Here is a 21728-nt window from a genome sequence, read left to right as displayed (position 1 = left end):
TACTACCCCCTAACATCTAAATCCCATCTGTATCCTACTCCTCTTACGGTTTTTATATATTTAGGATTAGATGAATCTTCTTCTACTTTTTCTCTAAGTCGCCTTATATATACTGATAGTGAATTATCATCTACAAACTCTCCGTCCACATCCCATAGATTTTCTAATATCTTTGTTCTAGACAATACTTTATGGGAATTATTCATTAAAATATTTAAGAGCTTATATTCTGATGGTGTTAATTGGGCTAATTCTCCTTTAACATATACTTTATATTCCATTAAATTTATCTTAATATCTCCTGATATTAAAATATCCTTTTGAATAACATTAGACGCTCTCCTAAGTACTGCCTTAATCCTAGAAATCAACTCTTTTATTCTGAAAGGTTTAGTTATATAATCATCTCCGCCAATATCTAAGCCCATTACTATATTTACTTCTTCATCCTGAGCTGTTAAAAATATAATAGGTGTTGTTTTATCCTTCCTTATATATTTACATAATTCAAATCCATTTCCATCTGGCAATCCAATATCTAGTATTATTAAATCATAATCTCCCCTATCTATTAATTCTTTTCCCTTAGAAAAGCTATTTGCCACATCTACTATATACTCTTCATTTTTTAAGGTATATTCTATTCCCATAGCTAAAGTTTTATCATCTTCTACTAAAAGTATCTTTATCATATCTCCACCTCTTTCATTTAAAATATTATACCATAAAGTCCCAGTTAAGTATTCTTCTTAAATCTCTTATACATCAGATTATCTCTGCATAAAAATGACAAAATAGTATCTTTTCTATATATTGAATTATTATAAAACTATGATATAGTATAATAAAGTTAATTATACAAAATGAAAGGACGATATAGAGTGAGAATTGGTATTGATGTAGGTTCTACTACATTGAAATGTATTGTACTAGATGAAAATGACAATATAGTCTTTAGTTCCTATGAACGTCATTATTCTCAGATTATTAAAAAGACTAAAGAACTGTTAGAAAAAATTATGGAAGAATATTCTTCTGATGAATATGTTAATCTTGCTATTTCTGGTTCTGCTGGTATGGGGCTTGCCGATAGATGTGAAATCCCATTTATACAGGAAGTCTATGCCACACGGGTTGCTGTAGGAAAATTGATACCAGAAGCTGATATAGTCATTGAGTTGGGAGGCGAAGATGCAAAAATACTATTTCTAACTGATGGTCTGGAAGTTCGTATGAATGGTTCCTGTGCCGGCGGTACTGGGGCTTTTATCGACCAGATGGCAACTTTACTTAATATTACTCCCACCGAAATGAATGATTTAGCTAAATCTTATGACAGGTTATATACCATTGCCTCCAGATGTGGTGTATTTGCAAAATCAGATGTACAACCTCTATTAAATCAAGGTGCCAAGAAAAACGATGTGGCTGCCAGTATTTTTTATGCCGTTGTAAATCAAACTATAGCAGGTCTAGCTCAGGGCAGAGAATTATCTGGAAATATTGTCTATCTTGGAGGCCCTCTTACATTTTTATCTGAACTTAGAAAAAGCTTTGATAAAACCCTCAATACTAATGGTATATCACCAAATAATTCCCTATATTTCGTTGCTCTTGGTGCAGCTTTTATGTCTGAGAATCAGAAAATGAATATAAAATCCATCATAAATATGATTGAAAATGAAAATAATGATGGTACCTTTGCCCATACTTCTCCATTATTTAACAATAAGAAGGAATATGAAGCTTTTATTTCTAGACATAATGAGGAAAAGGTAATATACGCAAATCCCAATGAATATAATGGAAATGCATATCTTGGTATTGATGCAGGCTCTACTACAATAAAGATGATAGTAGTTGATGATGATGAAAATATATTAAATTCAGTCTATCTTCCAAATCGAGGAAATCCTGTGTCTATTGTAAAAGATTTTCTACAAGGTTTCTATAAGGATTTTCCAAATATTAAAATAGCCTCTAGTACAGTAACTGGCTATGGTGAAGAGATAATAAAGAATGCTTTTCAAATAGATTATGGTATCGTAGAAACTATTGCACATTTTACTGGCGCTAAAAAGTTTAGACCAAATGTGGATTTTATAATAGATATAGGCGGACAGGATATTAAATGCTTTAAAATAAGGAATGGTATTATTGATAATATATTTTTAAATGAAGCTTGTTCCTCTGGTTGCGGTTCATTTTTACAAACCTTTGCAGGTGCTTTGAATTATAACATTAAAGACTTTGCAAATTTAGGTATTTTTGCCCTAAATCCTGTAGATTTAGGTTCCCGTTGCACTGTTTTTATGAATTCTTCTGTAAAACAGGCTCAAAAAGATGGTGCCACTATTGAAGATATATCTGCAGGTTTATCAACTTCAGTAGTTAAAAATGCATTATATAAAGTAATTAGAGTTACATCTTCAGATGGATTGGGTAAGAATATTGTAGTTCAAGGCGGCACATTTTTAAATAATGCTGTGCTTCGTGCTTTTGAAATGGAAATAGGACAAAATGTTATTAGACCCAATATTGCAGGCTTAATGGGAGCATATGGTGCAGCCCTCTATGCAAAATCCAATACTAAGGAGAAATCCACAATTCTATCTAAAGACAAATTGGAATCCTTTTCTCATGAAGTACAAGGAACTAACTGTGGACTTTGCAGCAATAATTGCAGATTAACCATCAATAAATTTGATGATGATAGGAAATTTATTAGTGGAAACCGATGCGAACGACCTTTGGCGAAAAAAGAAGGCAAAAAGCAATTAAGTATATACGACTATAAACTAAAACTATTAAATAAATATAGTTCTGTTAGAAGTGAAAATAAACGTGGACAAATAGGCATTCCTATGGTATTGAATATGTATGAATTGTTGCCCTTCTGGCATAAATTCTTTACAGAATTAGGATTTGAAGTAGTTATTTCCCCTAAATCCAATAGGGAACTATATCTAAAAGGTCAGCATACTATTCCTTCTGATACTATTTGTTACCCTGCAAAACTTGTTCATGGCCATATTGAGTCCTTAATAGACGCAGGCGTTAGTAATATATTCTATCCTTGTATGAGCTATAATTTAGATGAGGGTCTTGGAGATAATCACTATAATTGCCCTGTAGTTGCATACTATCCTGAAGTAATAGAAGGAAATGTTCCTCAGATTAAAGATATTAACTTTATCTATAATTATATTGGACTCCACAGACCGAAGGATTTTATTAAAAAAATCCATGTTATCTTAAATCAAAGTTTTAAAGATATTAGTTTAAATGAAGTCAAAATAGCTTCCAATAAAGCCTATGATGAATATTATTCTCATTTAAAAAATATTCAGAACATGGGCAAACATTATATAGATTATGCAAATAAAAATAATTTACCTATTATAGTTCTGGCAGGGAGACCTTATCATGTAGACCCTGAAATAAACAACGGAATAGATAAATTGATATGTCAATTAGGTGCTGTAGTTATATCAGAAGATGTTATTAGCGGAGATATATCTAAATTTTCAACTTCAGTTTTAAATCAATGGACATATCATGCTAGACTATATGCTGCAGCTAAATATATAGGGAATAAAAATAATATGAATTTGGTCCAATTAGTTTCTTTTGGGTGTGGTTTAGATGCCGTTACAACAGATGAAGTTAGAGAGATATTAGAAAAAGAAGGAAAAATCTATACTCAAATAAAAATAGATGAAATAACTAATCTTGGAGCTGTTAAAATTAGACTTCGTAGCCTGATGGAAGCTCTCAATCAATGAAAGGAGTCATGGTAATATGGCAGATTGTATTGATATCCAAGATTCAAATGTTGTATTTACTAAGGAAATGAAAAAGGATTATACCATTTTAATTCCAGATATGTCTTCAATTCACTTTTCCCTTTTTAAAAAAGTTTTGGAGCAATTTGGATATAAAGTAGAACTCCTTAAAAACGAAGGTCCTTCTGTTGTAAATGAGGGATTAAAATACGTGCATAATGATATCTGTTACCCAGCATTACTTGTTATTGGTCAAATGATTGATGCATTAAATAGTGGTAAATATGATGTAAATAAAGTAGCTTTAATTATTAGTCAAACAGGCGGAGGATGTAGAGCATCTAACTATATACATTTACTTAGGAAAGCCTTAAATAAAGCTGGATATAACAATATACCGATTATTTCCTTTAATGTTAAGGGTCTTGAAAAAAATAGTGGATTTAAGCTTACCTTGCCTATTATAGACAAATTATTAGTAGCTCTAACCTATGGTGATATTTTAATGCTGTTGAAAAATCAAGTTATCCCCTATGAAATAACCAAGGGAGATAGTAAAGACTTGGTAAGATTTTGGATTGAGCATTTAGGAAAACAATTTGACCATGATAAGGGACTTAAAATAAAAGAAGTAAAAAGAAATCTAGAAAGAATAGTAAAATCATTTACTAAAATTCCAGTTTTCCACGAAGAAAAAATTAAAGTCGGAATTGTTGGAGAGATTTATGTTAAATATTCAAAATTAGGAAACAACCATCTGGAAGAATTTCTTATAGATGAAGATTGTGAAGTAATGGTTCCCGGTATCATGGGATTTGCTATGTATTGTGTTGATAACTCCATAGAAGATATTAATATCTATGGCGGAAATGAACTTAAAAAGATAGGCCCATCTATGGCAATGAAATATCTACAAATATATGAAAATATGATAATCGATGCAATTAAAAAGCATAGTGAATTTATAGCTCCATCTTCATTTGAAGATTTAAAATCTCTATCTGTTGATGTAATAAATCCTGGCTGTAAAATGGGAGAAGGCTGGATATTAACAGCTGAAATGGTTGATTTAGTTAAAGCAGGATATGAAAATATCGTATGTACTCAACCCTTTGGATGCTTACCTAATCATATAGTAGGAAAAGGTATGATACGCAAAATCAAATCCTTATATCCTACTGCAAATATAGTGCCTATAGACTATGATCCTGGCGCTACTAAAGTAAACCAAGAAAACAGAATTAAATTAATGTTATCAGTTGCTAAGGAAAATCGTGAATTAAATAATCATACTAGAAAATATGAATTAACTGATAAAAAAGAAAAATCCTCGAAAACTAAAGGATATAAATTGGGAAAACAATTGAAAGCAGGAAATTAATATGGCAACACAGGAAATATTTTTGCTCTATCCCTATGCTAAACTTATATTACCCTAGGGCAGGGAGGAGAATAACCATGACCACTACCCAATTGCTTCAAAAATCAATTGACTATATTGAGGAGAATCTAAAATCTGAACTTTCTTTATCAGAACTTGCAGAAATCTCAGGATTCTCAACATATTATTTCTGTCGTATTTTTTCCAGCTATGTAGGTATTCCTGTATCTGCTTTTATTACTAAGCGTAGGCTTTACCATGGAATCTATGAGATTCAAAGTGGTAAGAAAACAATAGATATAGCTCTTCTATATGGTTTTGATACCTATGCAGGATTTTTCAAAGCATTCAAGCGTGAATTTGGCTGCTCTCCTTCAAAGTTTTTGAAACTAAACACTGCTAAAAGGCCAATAGCAGTAAATTTAATTAGGGAGGCAAAATTTATGCTTACACAAAGAGAAATAAAGCAGTTACTATCAAATTGGGATCTGGACTTAAAATTAGAAATAGAAGATACATTTGCTTCAGGTGGTACCGTAAAGGTTAATGATACATGGCTAATTGATGAAGAATATATCTTCAAAACAGGAAAAAATATTGCAGGTTTAAAAACTCATATTGCTATTTCAAGAGAACTAGAGAAATCTGGAATCATTGCAGCAACTCCTATTAAAACCATTAAAGATGAGGATTTTGTTATTGAGGATGATAGATACTTCTATCTTACCAATGCTATCAAAGGTAAATTTTTGACACCTGAAGAACGTTATGCAGGAAATAGAATTGAAACTGGAAAAAAATATGGTGAAGCCATTGGTAATCTACACAAAATCCTTAGGAAACAAGATAAAAACTTAGAGACCAATGACAACAATCTTATAAAATATGTGATTTACTCTATTCAAATGATATTCATAGCGTGGTTGAATGGGAAAGAGGAATATAAGAATCTAGCAATGCAAAACAGAAAAATGCTAATCTGGATATGGGAAAATAAGGATAAGTGTTTTGGAAATTTATAATATAAGCCTGACAAAATATCTGTCAGGCTTTATTTAGTTGGTTACTCTTGTCTTTTTCAACAGTCTATATAATGCTACTGCTGTAACTGCTCCAAGTAAACCTTGCATTAGATTTGAAGGTATAGATGCTAAAGCGGCCTTTGCCCCATACATAAATATTTCTGCAAAATAATATCCAAATGCCATCCATACTCCCCCAATTACTGTAGCAATAAGTGGATTTTTCTGCCCTACTTTAGTATCAAGTAAAATTCCTGCGATATATCCTTCTATACCTTTTACCACTAAAGTAATAGGTGCATAATGACTATATCCTAGCAATATATCTGCTAGAGCAGAGCCTAAACCACCTACTAAAAATCCGCCCTTTCGACCTAATATCATAGCTCCTAAAAATACTACCATATCACCTAAGTTTAAATATCCATTTGTCCCGATAGTAGGTATATGAATTACCATAGTCATTACAGTGGTTAAAGCCATAAGCACTGCTATTCTTGTTATTGTCTTAGTATTCATATCTTTCATTTTTATTCACCTTCCTTAATTGTATGGGTATAATTCTCCTTAATTTATGTAGTGTCTGTATATATATCATAGCATTAGCAATACACTTTTTCAATAGTTTTTTTATTAATTAAAATATTTATATCTCTTTCCTGTTTTAAAATTAAAAGTATAGATTAGCTTCAAAAGTTATATGATATCATATATATACTAAATAAAAAGGAATGATACTATGCTGCAAAATCCATATGGATCGAAAAGAAAATACTTTGATAATGGCAATACTAGAAGCTATGAGTTCAGGAAAATACAACTTGAAAAACTAAAAACAGTCATAAATAAATATGAAGAAGATATAATCAATTCCCTTACTTTAGATTTAGGCAAACCTATATTTGAATCCTATACTGCTGAAATAGGAGTAGTATATCAAGAATTAAATCATGCAATAAAAAATTTAAGGTACTGGATGAAGCCTAAAAAAGTTCATACACCCATTTACCTACAGCCAGCTAATAGCTATATCTATAAAGAACCAAAAGGCATAGTATTAATAATCAGTCCGTGGAATTACCCATTCCAATTAGCCATTTCACCTTTAATAGGTGCAATAGCTTCGGGAAATTGCGTAGTCTTAAAACCGTCAAACCAATCTCAAGAGACTGAAAAAATAATTTCAAAAATAATCCATGAAGCCTTTAATGACAATTATATTAGTGTAGTAGAAGGACCAGGTTCTGAAACTGTTACACCTTTAATGGAGAATTATAGATTTGACCATATTTTTTTCACCGGCAGTGTAAGTGTAGGGAAAAAAATATTAGAGATTTCATCGAAATATCTAATACCAGTAACTTTAGAATTAGGAGGAAAATCTCCTACAATAGTTCATGAGGATGCAGATATAAACATAGCTGCAAAAAGAATTACTTGGGCAAAATTTTATAATGCAGGACAGACCTGTGTAGCTCCTGATTATCTATTAGTACATGAATCACAGAAAGAAACACTAATCAATAAAATAAAACTATATATAACAAAATATTATGGAGAAAATATTGAAGAAAGTAAAAATTTAGGAAGAATAATAAATGAGAAAAGGTTCGATAGATTAATATCTCTATTAAAGGAATGTAATATATTAGAAGGTGGAAATTATAATAGAGAAAATAGGTTTATTGCTCCAACATTAATTGATGGAATAGATACTACTCATCCAATTATGAAAGAAGAAATCTTTGGTCCAATACTTCCTATATTAACCTACAGGGATATTCATGATATTGTAAACATAGTTAGAACAAATCCCTATCCCTTAGCGCTATATCTTTTCACAGAAAATAGATCCATTGAAAATTACATTATAGAAAATATCCAATTTGGTGGGGGATGTATTAACCACGCAATATCCCATGTGGCGAATCAAAATCTTCCATTTGGAGGATTTGGATATAGTGGTATGGGGAACTATCATTCTAAATATACATTTAATACTTTTTCTCATGAAAAAAGCATATTTAAATCTAAAGGAAAACTAGATAATAATATACTCTATCCTCCTTATAATGAGAAAAATTTAAGATTGGCTAGAAAGTTTTTATAGCCAATCTTTTTTTCTCCTACATGTATTAGAGAGCCTATAGGCGTATTAACTATTTTAGCTATATTTTTACTTTCTTTAGTCATTTTACTCACCCTAACATGTTTTATTTTATATATTATACCCTAAAATATTCTAGACCATTTAAAACCAATAAAATAATGAGCCAAGAAGTTAATTCTTTGGCTCATTACCTAGTTTGAAGCAAAAGGAATGGTTCCCTTTGTATTCTCTATTTCTATTTGTCGCTCTACTTTTATATTTAATTTACAACTTTCTTCTCTAATTAACATACATGCTGCAACACTAGCTAATATATCCGATATAGGATAGGATAACCAAACCCCCATAGCTCCTAGATTGAATACCTTTACTAATATAATGGATATAGGCAGCATCAAAATTAACTGTTTAAATATTGACATTAATATTGAAGTCTTTGCCTTTCCAAGGGCTTGAAAATAGAATATTGATATATAATAAATACTCACTATTGGAAGCACTGATACCATTATTCTAAATGCCTTTACTGATTCCTGTATTATCTCTTTATCTTTTACAAACAAAGCCATTAATTGTGGTGTAAAAATCATTGATCCTGCCCACATTATGGCAGATGTAAGAAATGCATAAATAACAGTCTTCTCCATTACTGACTTTAACCTTCTATAATTTTTTGCCCCTACATTATATGCGGCTATTGGCTGCATGGCTGAGGCTATTCCAAACATTGTTATAAATAAGAACATATAAACCTTAGATATAACTCCAAGTACTATAATTCCCTTATCTCCTGCTGTATTAAGTAATAAATGGTTTAATACTGCCATTAATACACCATCTTCTGACTCAATAATAAAAGCAGATAAACCTACTAATACAATTGGAGTGATAAACTTTTTATCTAAATGAAAACCTGATGGTATTTTATATTCTTTTTTTATCTTTGAATAGTTATAATATGCATAACTAAACCCTATCATCTGAGAAACCGTAGTTGCTATTGCCGCTCCTTTAACTCCCATATGGAATTTAACAACTAATATATAGTCTAAAATTACATTTACTATTGCTCCTATACTTGTGCTTGTTATTGAAACTCTGTTATTTCCCAAGGATATCATAATATTAGATATAAAAGTTGTTAAACTTAAAAATATAGAACCAAATATTATTATATCCAAATAGGTATTTGCATAAGGTAATGTCTGATTACTAGCACCAAGGCCTAAAAGAATTTTCTCTGAGAAAAGATATATAATCCCTGTAATTGATAACATTAATAAGCAAGATAAAGAAAAGCCATTTCTAACAAATTTTCTTGCCTTATCCACATTATTTTGTCCGTTAGATCTAGAAAACGCAGTTGATGTTCCTACAGCTATCATAATACTTAATGCTATTATTATCCTTTGTATAGGGAACACAAGAACCAATGCACCTATTCCATATCTCCCTACATTTCTACCTACAAATAGGGTATCTACCATATTATATAGTTCCGATACTAAAAATGAAATTATTATTGGAATGGAAAACTTAAGTAATAGCTTCCCAATTTTTTCTTCCGCGAATAATTTATTGCTTTTACCCATAATAAAACCTCCATTTATGTTACCTTATTATGTTAACATAAACGGAGGTCTATTTTCATTCACTCGTTTACTTAATATATTGGACTATGTTTGGATTTTTAAATAAACTTTCTTTTAAAAAAACTTAAGATAATCCAAATTTTTATTAATTTAGTACATTATTTAATACAAAAAGTATCACTCCATAAGGTTTTATAGTGGCAATTGTATTATATACTGTAGATTTTTTTCCATAATAGAAGGATATATTAGGATGTACATATTCTTTTAATAATTCCCAATTATCATTATCTAACCTTTCTGGTTTATTTAATCCAATCCATTTATCATATACTGAGCCAAAACTCTTATCTAATACATATTTTGTAACTTGAAAGTTGTTTTCCATATTCAATATATTCAGTGATACCTTTCTTTCTTTAATCTTTTCCATTGGCAGATTATTATATATTATTTCTTCATCTATTTCTATGGGATTAAATAGCATTATCTGATATCCATCTTCTGATTTTGTAACTATATATCCTTCCCCCTTATCTATTACAGTATCTCCCAATAGGGACAATAGCATATAGGCATAATAAGATGGTTTCTTTAAATAATTAGAAGTAAATATTCCATTTCCTCCAAAGAAAGTATCATTGTTTAGTATGGTTTCTTTAGATATTTCATCTGTCATATTTAATACTACCCTGTTATTCAAATGAATATAATTATATAGAATATAAGGTACCATAGAAATTGTATCCTGAACCTTATTGATGTTTTTCTTTGGAAAATATGGTTCTAAATCTTCCACCTTTATAGTTAACCATCTCTCCACATCTTCCTCATAGAGATTTGAAAAATGATTGATAAAATCATCAATTATGTATTTGTCAACATTTTCCGTAATAATTATAGGAGTAAGATTTTGTCCTATTAGAATATCTAATATATTCTCTACTCTAGTCCAATTAATAAACTTATGGTTTTTGTCTCTATAAATATCCATATCCTCTGAGAAAAGTCTATTAACTATACAATATTCAAATTTTATTTCCCTTTGAATTTCCTCTAAAATCTTTCTATTTTCCTCTTCTAGCAAAAGATAAATATCTCCTAAATCTATTACATCTGGTTTTCTATATCTTTCCAAGGTATCTTTATTTAAATCTATATCAATCTTAATAATTCTATTATCATAATCATATCTTTCATAATCTTCAATATATCCAGTAATATAAGGCAAAGCTTCTTTAATATTAAGATATTTTACTTTAGTCATGTTCTCTAGTTCTTCTTCACTTACCTTATATTTCTTCCTATACTGCATAGGTGTACAATTATAGTGAAGTTTAAAATGTTTATTATAATATCTTACATGAGAAAATCCTACTTCCTCCGATATTTCAGATATATTGCTATCTGAATCTAAAAGGAGTTTAGTTGATTCTTCTACCCTTATTTGATTTAAATACTCATTAAATCCATGACCTAATATATCTTTGATTTTATAGGATAAGTATTGAGAGCTAAGAAATTCCTTATCAGCTATTTCCTGTAGGCTCACCTTATTCATATAATTGTTGCTCAAGTATTTAACTATTCTATGGTATCTCTCAAGTTGCTCCTCATCTTCTTCCAATCCTTCACTCTCATAAAATAGATAATGAAAATTATTTAATAAATGGTACATCATTTCTAATAGATTTTCTTCTATTTTATCTTCATAATCATCTATCTTCGATACCGCTTCATAAAGAAGTATTGATATATATTTTCTCAATTCATAGTATTTTTCATCTTCCTGAGCATGTCTATCTGAAGAATCGGTATAAAAAAATATTTCCTTTGCATCACTATAGTATCTTTCAAAAAAATTCGGATCTATATTAAGTACAAGTACCAAATTATCTGAATCACTGGATTTTATGCTATATACTTCGTTGACATTTATTATTTCTATTTCTCTTTCATATAGTGTATATACTTCATTTTCTACACCAATATCCAAGGTTCCTTTTAAGACAAATAAAATCTGTATGGAATCTCGCCAATGAATAGGATATTCCATAATATTAGCCAAAAATATGTTTATAGGTAAATCCTTCATATATTCCACATATTCTCTTCTCATATTAATTCCCCTGTATTTTATTATTCTTCAAATTCTTCTCGATGATGTAAACCTATTAGATTAGTAACTGGTACTGTAAATATAATACCTGTACCTGGCTTTCTCAATTGTCCTGCCTCTACCATAGCATTCATTATGGCCTTATATTTATCTATTTCTGTTAATATTATTATTATCTCCTTAGATGCTTCAACATGCATATTTAAAAATTTCTTTACTTCAGACTCTCCAGTTCCTCTGCCATAAAAAATAGTAGCACCATTTGCTCCTGCAAGTTTTGCAGCACTTACTATTTTATCAGCCTTTCCTCTTTCAACTATAGTAATTACACATTTAATTTCAATCACAATACCACCTCCTATAATTTAGTTAGTATTCCCAATATCATCACAGAAATCATAGAGCCTATTGATGTAAGTCCTACTATCCCAAAACCAGACATTAATGGGTCCACACCTTCAATAACTGAAGCCAAGCCTACAGCTAATGCCATATTTATCGGTATATTTACAGGTCCTGTTGTGGCAGAAGCAGCATCAAAGGCTATTGAGTCAAAAGGTGCTGGTGCAAAAAAAGATAATAATATTACTATTAATAATAATGGTATTAGAACCTTTATATAGGGAAGATTTAATAATATCTTCAAAAGTCCAATAATCATACCACCACCAAATCCTATGGCAACTCCATGTATTAAAACTTTATATGGTATAGCTCCTGCTGATAATTCTTCTACTTCCAAAGCTAATGCTTTTAGTCCTGGCTCTACTAATGTAGCAGCATAACCTATTACAAACCCTATTACTAGTATAATCCATTTTCTCTCTATCATTACAAAATTTCTACCTACGGAATCTCCTAAAGGTATTAAACTCATTGTAGTTCCCTTTAGGAATAAATGAAGACCTAATACAGATAATAAAAACCCTATTGTAAAATCTTTTACATTATTTAATGGCTTTTTTAGTATAAATATCTGAATTATAGCCAATATAGCAGTTAGGGGTATTATGTTAACAGCGGTTTCCCAGAGTGCACTTAAATTTTGTAATCCCTTCATGCAATTCACTCCTTTTGATATTCTTTTATAGTTTGCATTATATATCCATTATAGCATATTCCTGACAAACTTATTATGTAAAAAGAAAATCGTAGTAGAAACCAATATTTATGGTGTATAATATATTCATACAAATATTTTAGGAGGTGTATGATGGAAAAAGAAAAATATATACCAGAAGTAAAATCCCAGCTTAGGTCTAGGATTATAGAGGTTCCACCTGTGATTTATAAAGCAAGTGGTATAAAGGTATTAGGAACAAGAATCAAATCCTTGTTATTTTCTACAGACGTGGCAATTATAAAAAATACAAATGCCAACTCAATTATAGCAGTCTATCCTTTTACCCCTCAGTTATCCATTACTCAAGCCTTACTTGAGGTTGCTCCTATCCCTGTATTTGTAGGTGTAGGCGGTGGACTTACAACTGGCAAAAGATCTGTAGGAATTGCTTTTCAAGCTGAACTCATGGGTGCCTATGGAGTTGTAGTAAATGCTCCTACTGCCAATGACGTAATTGCTGAAATGAGGGAAACAATCGATATCCCTATTATAGCTACTGTTGTTTCCGAATGTGATGATTATAAGGGAAAAGTTAAATCTGGTGCTAGTATCTTAAATATATCTGGGGGCGCTAAGACTACATCTCTTGTGAAAAAAATCCGAGATGAATTTGGAAAAGAATTGCCTATTATTGCTACAGGCGGCCCTACAGATGAATCAATACTTGCAACTATAGAAGCTGGTGCCAATGCCATAACTTACACTCCACCTACAAGTGCTGAAATCTTTGCAGGAGTAATGGAAAAGTATAGGAAAGAAATTAAAGAATATAAATAATCAAAGGACAGATCCTATCAAAGATCTGTCCTGTTTATATATTACATATTACCCTTTGCTCTTTCTTTTTGAAAATACTCCTTAGTCAATTTAATAACCACTCCACTTAAAGCAAATACCCCTATTAAGTTTGGAATAGCCATTAAACCATTTAATGTATCTGCTAAGTCCCAAAGTGGTTCAAGTCCTCCTATGGCACCCATAACTATAAAAGGTATCCATAAAATCCTATAAATAAAATTAACCTTAGGCCCAAATAGATATTCAGCACAACGTTCCCCATAGTATTCCCAACCCAGTATAGTGGAAAATGCAAATAATAAAATACCTATTGAAACTACAGCTCCACCCCAAGTTCCTGGTAACCCGTGACTAAAGGCTTGAGTTGTAAGAGCGGCTCCTGTTGCTCCTTCTTTCCATACGCCTGTAGTTATAATAGATAATGCAGTTATGGAACAAATAACTATAGTATCTACAAATACTTCAAATACTCCCCATAGCCCTTGACGTACTGGATGATCAGTAGTCGCAGCAGCATGAGCTATTGGCGCACTACCTAAGCCTGCCTCGTTAGTAAATACTCCACGAGCAACACCATACCTCATTGTTTCCTTAAGAAATGATCCTGCAAATCCACCTATAGCAGCTGTCCCTGTAAATGCACTGCCAAAGATTAAACCAAATGCTTCTGGAATATGAGCTGCATTTATAATAATTATTATTAAGCCACCTAATATATAAAATGCCGCCATAAATGGTACTAATTTCTCTGTTACTTGACCTATTCTTTTAATACCACCTATAACAACTAAAGCTGCACCTATGGCTATTATAATTCCTGTAGCTAACTTACTAACACCAAATGTTACTTCTAGTGATTGAGCTATAGAATTCGACTGAACCATATTTCCTATACCAAAAGCTGCTACTGCTCCAAAGAACGCAAATATATAAGCTAACCATTTCATATTTAATCCATTTGAAATATAATACATTGGACCTCCGACAAATCTTCCATCTTCTGTCTTTTCTCTATATTGTATAGCAAGAACTACTTCTGCAAATTTCGTAGTCATACCAAATATTGCAGCCAGCCACATCCAAAATATAGCTCCTGGCCCTCCAAGGGCAATTGCTGTTGCAACACCAGCAATATTACCTGTACCTACAGTCGCAGCTAAGGCTGTAGCTACTGCTTGGAATGCCGTTACCTCACCCTCGCCATGTTCGTCCTTAGAAAACATCTTCATCAATGTGTTTCTTAAAATATAACCAAGTTTTGTCAATGAAAAGAAATTAGTGCGTAAAGATAAATAAATGCCTGTTCCTACCAATAAAATAAGCATTGGTGGTCCCCATACGAAGCTATTAATAATACCATTGATTTCCATTAACCTATCCATGATTTACCTCCTTTTATTTATTAGAGTAAATCAATTATATACACAGTGCTTCAAAAAAACTCAAGAAACCTCACAATTGATTTCTGAATATTTTCAATTGTTATACTTTTCGCAAAGTATACATATACCAGATAGGAATTTTTTCATATTTATTGAGCCTTTTTCAATAGATTTTCCACGGATATGGTCCATTTCCTTCTTTATCTGTTCAAAATTAAACAAGGTATTTGAATATTCTACGAATATTTCATTCATATAATCTTCTATACCCAAAGATGCTATATTTCCCATTGCTATATTAATAGCCCTTCTCATTCTTTGTTCCATAGCCTTAGGATTATTAGTGAAGTTGATGCAAAGCTCCCTTATTGATGTAGCACTTATTTTTATTTTATTTTTTATCAAGAAGTTTACAACTTTTAGCAGATCATCACTTCCTATTTCCCCAATAATTCCGAGCTTTAGTAGTATCATATTGATATCTTGTTCACAAGCTTTGTTTTCAACTTTTTCTACAGATATTGGAGAAATATCGTTAAATATTTGTTGAATTTTTTTCATCTTTTCTTCTAATTCTATATTATATTTAACCTTTTTTATTATAGTTTCAACTTCTAAAGGATTTATAGGCTTATAAATGAAATATTCTATCCCATATCTATATGCCTTTTCCACATTTTCTTTAGCTGTAAAATCAGAAATCATAATAAATTTAATAGGATTTTTCTTTTTATTTATTTCTTCAATTATACGGAAACTACTAAATTCTTCATCTAGCATATCTAAAATAATCAAATCTGGTTGAGATGTCATTATTTCTTCTATATCTTCTAAAGGGTCACTAGATATACCTACTAATGACCCTAAGTGATTGTTATGGATAATTTCTTTTAAAGTATTTATATCATCCATTTTTTTATCCAATATAAATATCTTCATTATTTATCCTCCGATTATAATTATTTATTACAATCTTGTTTTGATTTTAAAAACTCCCATTTTGTCTCACTAGTTATAACTGAAATCAAAATTGCCATACAACCTATTAAAAATCTTATACTAAATTTCTCTTTTAGAAAAACAATGGCAAATGTGCTGCCAAATACTGCCTCTAAACTTAATATTATAGCTGTATGAGTTGAGTTAGTATACTTTTGTGCAACGGTCTGTATTAGAAATGCAAACATTGTACCGAATATGGATAAATATAGTATTGGTATTATTGCTTGACTTTGAATATAGAACTTCGTACCTTCAAATAATAATGCAAATATTAAAGAAAGCATTCCTGCTGTCCCTAATTGTACTATTGATATTACATATGGATCTGATTCTTTAGCAAAGTATCCTGTAGATGAAATATGAGATGCAAACATTATTGCACATAATAATGTAAGGAAATCCCCATAGCCTATTTTTAAATCACTATTTAGGCTAAGGACTCCAATTCCAGTTAAACATAAGAAGGCAGCTATTAAATCAAATTTATCTGGCCTTTTCTTAGATATACCCCAGTAAATAAATGGCACCATGACCACATTCGTAGCCGTAATAAAAGCTTGTTTCCCAGCCTCAGTATATTGTAGCCCTACTGTCTGAGGTGCAAATCCACCAAATAGAAACAAACCAACAATTACTCCAGCTTTTATATCTTTTATAGATGCCTTTTTAATTTTCTTAAAAAATATAATGGATAATACTATGGCGGAGATAATGAATCTGAAAAACAATAAATAATAAGGAGTTAAATGGTCTAATGCGTTCTTTGTGACCACAAATCCAGAACCCCAAATAATAGCAACTAAAAATAAAGATAAATCCGCGTATAAAGTTTTTTTATTTTCCAAAAAAATTCCCCCTCTCTATCCATTTAATTATACCATAATATACTATATAAATAACTTCTATTAAGTAAACTGACACCAAAAATATACTTTATAATAAAATAGTATTATATCAAAATATTAAGGGTGATTTTATGAATAAAAACTTAATTATAGGTGGCGACAGTACAGTTAGACTTGCAAATGGCAAATCTGTACATTATATAAACTTCGATAATGCTGCTACGACTCCTCCGTTTAAATCAGTTATAGATGAAATAGTTGATTTCTCTAATACCTATTCTTCAGTACACAGAGGCACAGGGTATAAATCCATTATATCTTCTATGTTATATGATGAAGGAAGAGAAATAGTATTAAATTTTATTGGAGGAAACAAAGACTATCATACAGTAGTTTTCTTAAAAAATACTACAGAATGCATAAATAAACTATCTTATAGATTACAGGATACTCTAAAGGATAAAGTAGTTTTATCTACATATATGGAGCATCATTCTAATCTGCTTCCTTGGAAATATAAATATGCTACAGATTATGTAGAAGTCGATAGTGTGGGAAGGTTATGTCTAGAGGATCTGGAGTTTAAACTAGAACTTTATAAAGGAAAAGTTGGTTTAGTTGCCATAACTGGTGCGTCTAATGTTACTGGTTATATTAATCCTATATATGATATTGCAAAATTATGTCATAAATACGGTGCTAAGATTTTAGTAGACGGAGCACAGCTTATTCCCCATAGCCAATTTGATATGAGACCTATATATAGCCCTGAGCATATTGATTATATAGCATTTTCTGCACATAAAATGTATGCCCCCTTTGGTACAGGAGTATTAGTGGCACCAAAGGAAATTTTTGAAAAAGGTTTCTCAGAACAAGTAGGAGGTGGAACTGTAAAATTTGTATCTATTAAAGACACCATATGGGAAGATCCACCTGAAAAAGAAGAAGCCGGAACTCCTAATCTAATGGGAGTAATTGCTCTATCTACAAGTATAAAAACTTTACAAGATTTAGATATGAGAAATATTGAAGATTATGAAAGAAGTTTAACTCGATATGCCTTAGAACTTCTAAAAGATATACCTAGACTTATTTTGTATGATGATATGAATATAGAAGAAAAGGTATCCATTATCTCATTTAATATGGAAGGCCTTGAGCATAACGAATTAGCAACTATACTTGCCCGTGAAGGAGGAATTGCTGTTAGAGATGGCTGTTTCTGTGCACAACCTTATGTTCAAAGATTACTTAAAATACCTAATGAGGATATAGAAAAATATATGTACGATGAATCTCTGCCTCGTCCAGGTTTAGTAAGAATAAGCTTTGGCTTATATAATGACTATAATGAAATATATCTGCTCTCATATCTGCTAAAAGAAATCAGCAAGGATATAGAATTTTATAAAAATAAGTATAGAAATTCTCCTTTCTACTAAACCTAGTGGAAAGGAGGTTTTTTTATGGATAATAACACTCATAAAAAAATGAGTATACTTATGTTTAGCGGCGAATACGATAAAGCCTTAGCAGCTCTTATACTGGCTAACTCTGCAAGACAGATAAATGTAGATGTAACTATGTTCTTTGCATTTTGGGGACTAATGCTAGTAAGAGACCCAAATAGTATCCCAGATGGAGAAAAAACTACAGCAGAAAAAATGTTTGCAAATATGACTCCAAGATATATTGAAGACTTACCTTTATCTAAAATGAACTTTGCAGGAATAGGCAAAAAAATGCTCTTGGGAATGATGGATGACAGCGATACTCCAAAATTATCTGATTTCTTAAATGGGGCATTGAAAAAAGGTGTAAATATGAAGGCATGTAAACTTTCCTGCGAAGTAATGGGCTTCAAAGAGGAAGAACTTCTTAAAGAAGTCAGCATAGTTACAGCAGAAGAATATTTAGTAGATGCTTTAGACTCCAATATCCAACTTTTTATTTAAAAACACAAGATATGAAATTGTGAATAACCCCCGATAAGCTAAAGCTTTTCGAGGGTTATTTTTTAATTAACACTTATTTTTTTCTTTCTGCATATAAAATCAACTAATGTAACCAATCCAGTTACAATAACTCTTAAATAATAATCAATAAATCTCCACAACATCAAGGCAAAGGATAAAATCTTCTTAGGGAATATGACCCTAAATAACATATAAAATCCGCCTTCTGCTGCACCAGCAGTTCCAGGAGTAGGCATAAAGGATACTGCCATATAATGTAGTGACTGAATAGCAATAATATCTATGAAATGTCCTTTTTCAAAACCTAATGCTAGGTAAACAAAAAAAGTAATAGAAAAACTAATTGTTAATTGTATTATAGACACTATAATTAGTTCTAATGTAGTTTTCTTGTCCTTTTTCATTTCTTCAACGCTTTTTTTATAATCTAGTAAAGTATTATTTATTTTTTCCTCAGATTTTTTTATATCCTTTACTATTTTAAATTTGTGTAAAATTCTAATTGATTTTTCTAAGATACTTCTGATGAATTTTTCATTTAACAAAAATCCAAATATCATAATTAAGATTATTATATTTACAAGACAGCCAACTACAACAAATGGCAGTGCCAATCGAGCCTCAGAATAAAGTAAGTTGAACCTTATTATAAACATAAACAATGCATAGAAAGTAACTACTAATTGGTATATTAAAAACCTATTAACAAATAACGATGATGCAGTACCTATAGGAACCCCATCATTTACCAGTGAATATATCTGAACTGGCTGCCCTCCAGTGGAAAATGGAGTAATGGCACTATAATACTGACCAATCATACAAAGCTTAAGGGATGATCCATAGGTACTTTTAATATTTAATGTTTTCTTCATTTTATAGAGTATATATGCCTCAAAGAACCAATATAGTACCATGCATAAGACACCTGCCAATAAAAACAGTGTGTTTGTGCTTTTAATCAATTCAGAAAAATTATTAAAATCATTGTTGTTAACAAAAATACATAAGGTAAGTACTATAAGCCCTATTAATATTATATAATTCAAATATTTTTTCATAATAATTCCTACTTTCTTTTTAAATACATAAAAGTTTCCATCCCTTATTATACATCTTTTTGCTGTAAATTAGAATGGCTAAAATATAAAATAAAATGACAACAGAAAGCAAGAATATCTATTTTACATCATTTTTATCTATTATTTCTTAATAAGCGACTGTCTAATTTCCTCAGGGACTAGACTTCCTCCAGTACCCCAACATATATGAGTTATATTTTCATTTTTATATTTTGCACTTGTAATTATAGGACCTAAAAATCCAGCCAAAGCAGAAGGTTCTAAAAATATTTTTTCTTCTTCATATAATGCATTTAAGAAATCATACAATCTATAATCATCAATAGTAAATGCACCAGTCAATATTTTATCCATGATTTTGCCTACAAAAGAAGAAGCTCTTCCAACAGCTAAACCATCTGCATCAGTTCTATTATCAAGGCCTATGTCTTCTACTGAAATTTCATCATGAAGACCTGAAAAGAGTCCTAATAACATGGCAGGAGAATGAGTTGGTTCTGCAAAGAAGCAATTTACATTATCTCCATACATTAATTTCAATCCATAGGCTACCCCTCCAGGGCCTCCTCCTACTCCACAAGGTAGATATACAAAAAGAGGATGGTCTTTATCAACAACGACTCCCATGTTATCAAGTTGTTTTTTAGTCCTTATGCCTCCAACAGCATATCCCATAAAAAGGTCCTTTGAGTTTTCATCATCTATAAAATAGGATTGAGGGTTATTATCAGATAGCTTTCTTCCTTCCTCAACAGCTTTTGAATAATCTGATGTATACTCAATTACATTTGCTCCCCTAGAGCGAAGTAATTCCTTTTTCCATTCTTTAGCATCCTGAGACATATGAACTATTACATTAAATCCTATTCTTGCAGATATGGTGCCAATACTTAATCCTAGATTTCCTGTACTTCCCACTTGTATCGTATATTGGGAGAAAAATTCCTTAAAATCATCATTGGCCATTATACTATAATCATCATCTAATTTAAGAGCCCCTTTATCTATAGCTAAAGTTTCAGCGTGTTTTAATACTTCATATATGCCACCACGGGCTTTAATTGAACCAGCTATGGGAAGAAGATCATCTCTTTTGAGGATTAAATTACCATATATCTTCGTTCCATATTCTTTCTCCATTAGAGTCTTCATTTTGTCAATTCTAGATATGGGGGATTCAATAATTCCATCTATTACTTCAGGAAACATCTTTTTTATATATAGTGCAAATCGTTTAAGTCTATTTTCTGCTTCAAATACATCTTCAAAGGATATTGGTAATGAATTTTTAATCTCATCAAAACTAGTATAATTGTTATTATACCAAACTACTTCCTTCGCAGATCTCAATTCATTTAATAATGGAAAATTCATGTGAAAAACCTCCAATACGATATCTTTTATATTTAGTATATATGATAAATATAGATAAGAAAAGAAAAAAGGCAAATACTAACTAAAAAATAACTCTCGAAAAATTTTAGTCTATTAAGGGTTATTTTATCTAT

At 30.8% G+C, this 21728-nt stretch carries 18 protein-coding genes; 7 read left to right on the top strand and 11 right to left on the bottom strand.

The features are described 5' to 3' along the window. Window positions 1-2 precede the first annotated feature (2 nt). Complete coding sequence (locus ABWP20_RS10700) at window positions 3-692, bottom strand: response regulator transcription factor (protein WP_353095792.1); 690 nt, start codon at window positions 690-692, stop codon at window positions 3-5. Window positions 693-881: 189 nt separating this feature from the next. Between ABWP20_RS10700 and ABWP20_RS10695 the strand changes: the two genes are divergently transcribed. From ABWP20_RS10695 to ABWP20_RS10685, 3 genes are all read left to right on the top strand, one after another. After that, window positions 882-3785, top strand: a complete 2904-nt coding sequence (locus tag ABWP20_RS10695) for an acyl-CoA dehydratase activase (RefSeq protein WP_353095791.1) — start codon at window positions 882-884, stop codon at window positions 3783-3785. A 16-nt stretch (window positions 3786-3801) separates the two neighbouring features. Further along, window positions 3802-5166, top strand: coding sequence for a hypothetical protein (locus ABWP20_RS10690; protein WP_353095790.1), 1365 nt, complete (start codon window positions 3802-3804; stop codon window positions 5164-5166). A 77-nt stretch (window positions 5167-5243) separates the two neighbouring features. Further along, entirely contained in the window at window positions 5244-6188 is a 945-nt protein-coding gene (locus ABWP20_RS10685; protein ID WP_353095789.1) for a helix-turn-helix domain-containing protein, read from the top strand. 33 nt (window positions 6189-6221) lie between these two features. Here the strand turns inward: ABWP20_RS10685 and ABWP20_RS10680 are convergent, their stop codons facing one another. Continuing rightward, complete coding sequence (locus ABWP20_RS10680; protein ID WP_353095788.1) at window positions 6222-6716, bottom strand: ECF transporter S component; 495 nt, start codon at window positions 6714-6716, stop codon at window positions 6222-6224. 211 nt (window positions 6717-6927) lie between these two features. On the opposite strand from ABWP20_RS10680, the gene ABWP20_RS10675 reads away from it, so the two are divergent. Continuing rightward, on the top strand, window positions 6928-8298 hold the full coding sequence (locus ABWP20_RS10675; protein WP_353095787.1) for an aldehyde dehydrogenase: 1371 nt from the start codon (window positions 6928-6930) through the stop codon (window positions 8296-8298). A gap of 191 nt (window positions 8299-8489) precedes the next feature. Here ABWP20_RS10675 and ABWP20_RS10670 read toward each other — a convergent pair whose 3' ends face one another. The 4 genes from ABWP20_RS10670 to ABWP20_RS10655 form a co-directional block, all read right to left on the bottom strand. Next, a complete protein-coding gene (locus ABWP20_RS10670) occupies window positions 8490-9890 on the bottom strand; it encodes an MATE family efflux transporter (RefSeq protein ID WP_353095786.1) in 1401 nt (466 codons plus the stop codon). 145 nt (window positions 9891-10035) lie between these two features. Beyond that, complete coding sequence (locus ABWP20_RS10665; protein ID WP_353095785.1) at window positions 10036-12009, bottom strand: helix-turn-helix domain-containing protein; 1974 nt, start codon at window positions 12007-12009, stop codon at window positions 10036-10038. Between the two features lie 20 nt (window positions 12010-12029). Then, entirely contained in the window at window positions 12030-12356 is a 327-nt protein-coding gene (locus ABWP20_RS10660) for a P-II family nitrogen regulator (RefSeq protein ID WP_353095784.1), read from the bottom strand. Window positions 12357-12367: 11 nt separating this feature from the next. Further along, complete coding sequence (locus ABWP20_RS10655; RefSeq protein WP_353095783.1) at window positions 12368-13069, bottom strand: DUF1538 domain-containing protein; 702 nt, start codon at window positions 13067-13069, stop codon at window positions 12368-12370. A gap of 153 nt (window positions 13070-13222) precedes the next feature. Between ABWP20_RS10655 and ABWP20_RS10650 the strand changes: the two genes are divergently transcribed. Then, the gene (locus tag ABWP20_RS10650) at window positions 13223-13909 is read left to right on the top strand and encodes a hydrolase (RefSeq protein ID WP_353095782.1); all 687 of its coding nucleotides are present in this window, start codon (window positions 13223-13225) and stop codon (window positions 13907-13909) included. A 41-nt stretch (window positions 13910-13950) separates the two neighbouring features. Here the strand turns inward: ABWP20_RS10650 and ABWP20_RS10645 are convergent, their stop codons facing one another. The 3 genes from ABWP20_RS10645 to ABWP20_RS10635 all read right to left on the bottom strand — a co-directional run bounded on the left by ABWP20_RS10645 (window position 13951) and on the right by ABWP20_RS10635 (window position 17159). Next, the gene (locus tag ABWP20_RS10645; RefSeq protein WP_353095781.1) at window positions 13951-15312 is read right to left on the bottom strand and encodes an alanine/glycine:cation symporter family protein; all 1362 of its coding nucleotides are present in this window, start codon (window positions 15310-15312) and stop codon (window positions 13951-13953) included. A gap of 93 nt (window positions 15313-15405) precedes the next feature. Then, window positions 15406-16251 (bottom strand): DNA-binding domain-containing protein, encoded by an 846-nt coding sequence (locus ABWP20_RS10640; protein ID WP_353095780.1) that lies wholly within the window; start codon window positions 16249-16251, stop codon window positions 15406-15408. A gap of 20 nt (window positions 16252-16271) precedes the next feature. Further along, window positions 16272-17159 carry a DMT family transporter gene (locus ABWP20_RS10635; protein ID WP_353095779.1) on the bottom strand — a complete coding sequence of 296 codons (888 nt, stop codon included), beginning with the start codon at window positions 17157-17159 and terminating at the stop codon, window positions 16272-16274. A gap of 131 nt (window positions 17160-17290) precedes the next feature. Here ABWP20_RS10635 and ABWP20_RS10630 point away from each other — a divergent pair, with 131 nt between their 5' ends. Then, the gene (locus ABWP20_RS10630; RefSeq protein ID WP_353095778.1) at window positions 17291-18604 is read left to right on the top strand and encodes an aminotransferase class V-fold PLP-dependent enzyme; all 1314 of its coding nucleotides are present in this window, start codon (window positions 17291-17293) and stop codon (window positions 18602-18604) included. Window positions 18605-18628: 24 nt separating this feature from the next. Continuing rightward, window positions 18629-19117 (top strand): DsrE/DsrF/DrsH-like family protein, encoded by a 489-nt coding sequence (locus ABWP20_RS10625; protein WP_353095777.1) that lies wholly within the window; start codon window positions 18629-18631, stop codon window positions 19115-19117. A 62-nt stretch (window positions 19118-19179) separates the two neighbouring features. On the opposite strand, the gene ABWP20_RS10620 is transcribed toward ABWP20_RS10625, so the two are convergent. Continuing rightward, window positions 19180-20199, bottom strand: a complete 1020-nt coding sequence (locus tag ABWP20_RS10620; protein ID WP_353095776.1) for a lysylphosphatidylglycerol synthase transmembrane domain-containing protein — start codon at window positions 20197-20199, stop codon at window positions 19180-19182. A gap of 141 nt (window positions 20200-20340) precedes the next feature. Beyond that, window positions 20341-21594 (bottom strand): D-serine ammonia-lyase, encoded by a 1254-nt coding sequence (gene dsdA, locus ABWP20_RS10615; RefSeq protein WP_353095775.1) that lies wholly within the window; start codon window positions 21592-21594, stop codon window positions 20341-20343. Window positions 21595-21728 lie beyond the last annotated feature (134 nt).

The organism is Tissierella praeacuta, from assembly GCF_040396155.1.
Classification (GTDB): domain Bacteria; phylum Bacillota; class Clostridia; order Tissierellales; family Tissierellaceae; genus Tissierella; species Tissierella praeacuta_A.
Note: the sequence above shows the minus strand (reverse complement) of the source record. Positions and strands in the feature narration are given on the sequence as shown.

Coding starts and splice junctions, on each gene's coding strand:
- ABWP20_RS10700 (WP_353095792.1), bottom strand. CDS start 692: ATGATAAAGATACTTTTAGTAGAAGATGATAAAACTTTAGCTATGGGA.
- ABWP20_RS10690 (WP_353095790.1), top strand. CDS start 3,802: ATGGCAGATTGTATTGATATCCAAGATTCAAATGTTGTATTTACTAAG.
- ABWP20_RS10685 (WP_353095789.1), top strand. CDS start 5,244: ATGACCACTACCCAATTGCTTCAAAAATCAATTGACTATATTGAGGAG.
- ABWP20_RS10680 (WP_353095788.1), bottom strand. CDS start 6,716: ATGAAAGATATGAATACTAAGACAATAACAAGAATAGCAGTGCTTATG.
- ABWP20_RS10675 (WP_353095787.1), top strand. CDS start 6,928: ATGCTGCAAAATCCATATGGATCGAAAAGAAAATACTTTGATAATGGC.
- ABWP20_RS10670 (WP_353095786.1), bottom strand. CDS start 9,890: ATGGGTAAAAGCAATAAATTATTCGCGGAAGAAAAAATTGGGAAGCTA.
- ABWP20_RS10665 (WP_353095785.1), bottom strand. CDS start 12,009: ATGAGAAGAGAATATGTGGAATATATGAAGGATTTACCTATAAACATA.
- ABWP20_RS10655 (WP_353095783.1), bottom strand. CDS start 13,069: ATGAAGGGATTACAAAATTTAAGTGCACTCTGGGAAACCGCTGTTAAC.
- ABWP20_RS10650 (WP_353095782.1), top strand. CDS start 13,223: ATGGAAAAAGAAAAATATATACCAGAAGTAAAATCCCAGCTTAGGTCT.
- ABWP20_RS10645 (WP_353095781.1), bottom strand. CDS start 15,312: ATGGATAGGTTAATGGAAATCAATGGTATTATTAATAGCTTCGTATGG.
- ABWP20_RS10640 (WP_353095780.1), bottom strand. CDS start 16,251: ATGAAGATATTTATATTGGATAAAAAAATGGATGATATAAATACTTTA.
- ABWP20_RS10630 (WP_353095778.1), top strand. CDS start 17,291: ATGAATAAAAACTTAATTATAGGTGGCGACAGTACAGTTAGACTTGCA.
- ABWP20_RS10625 (WP_353095777.1), top strand. CDS start 18,629: ATGGATAATAACACTCATAAAAAAATGAGTATACTTATGTTTAGCGGC.
- ABWP20_RS10620 (WP_353095776.1), bottom strand. CDS start 20,199: ATGAAAAAATATTTGAATTATATAATATTAATAGGGCTTATAGTACTT.
- dsdA (WP_353095775.1), bottom strand. CDS start 21,594: ATGAATTTTCCATTATTAAATGAATTGAGATCTGCGAAGGAAGTAGTT.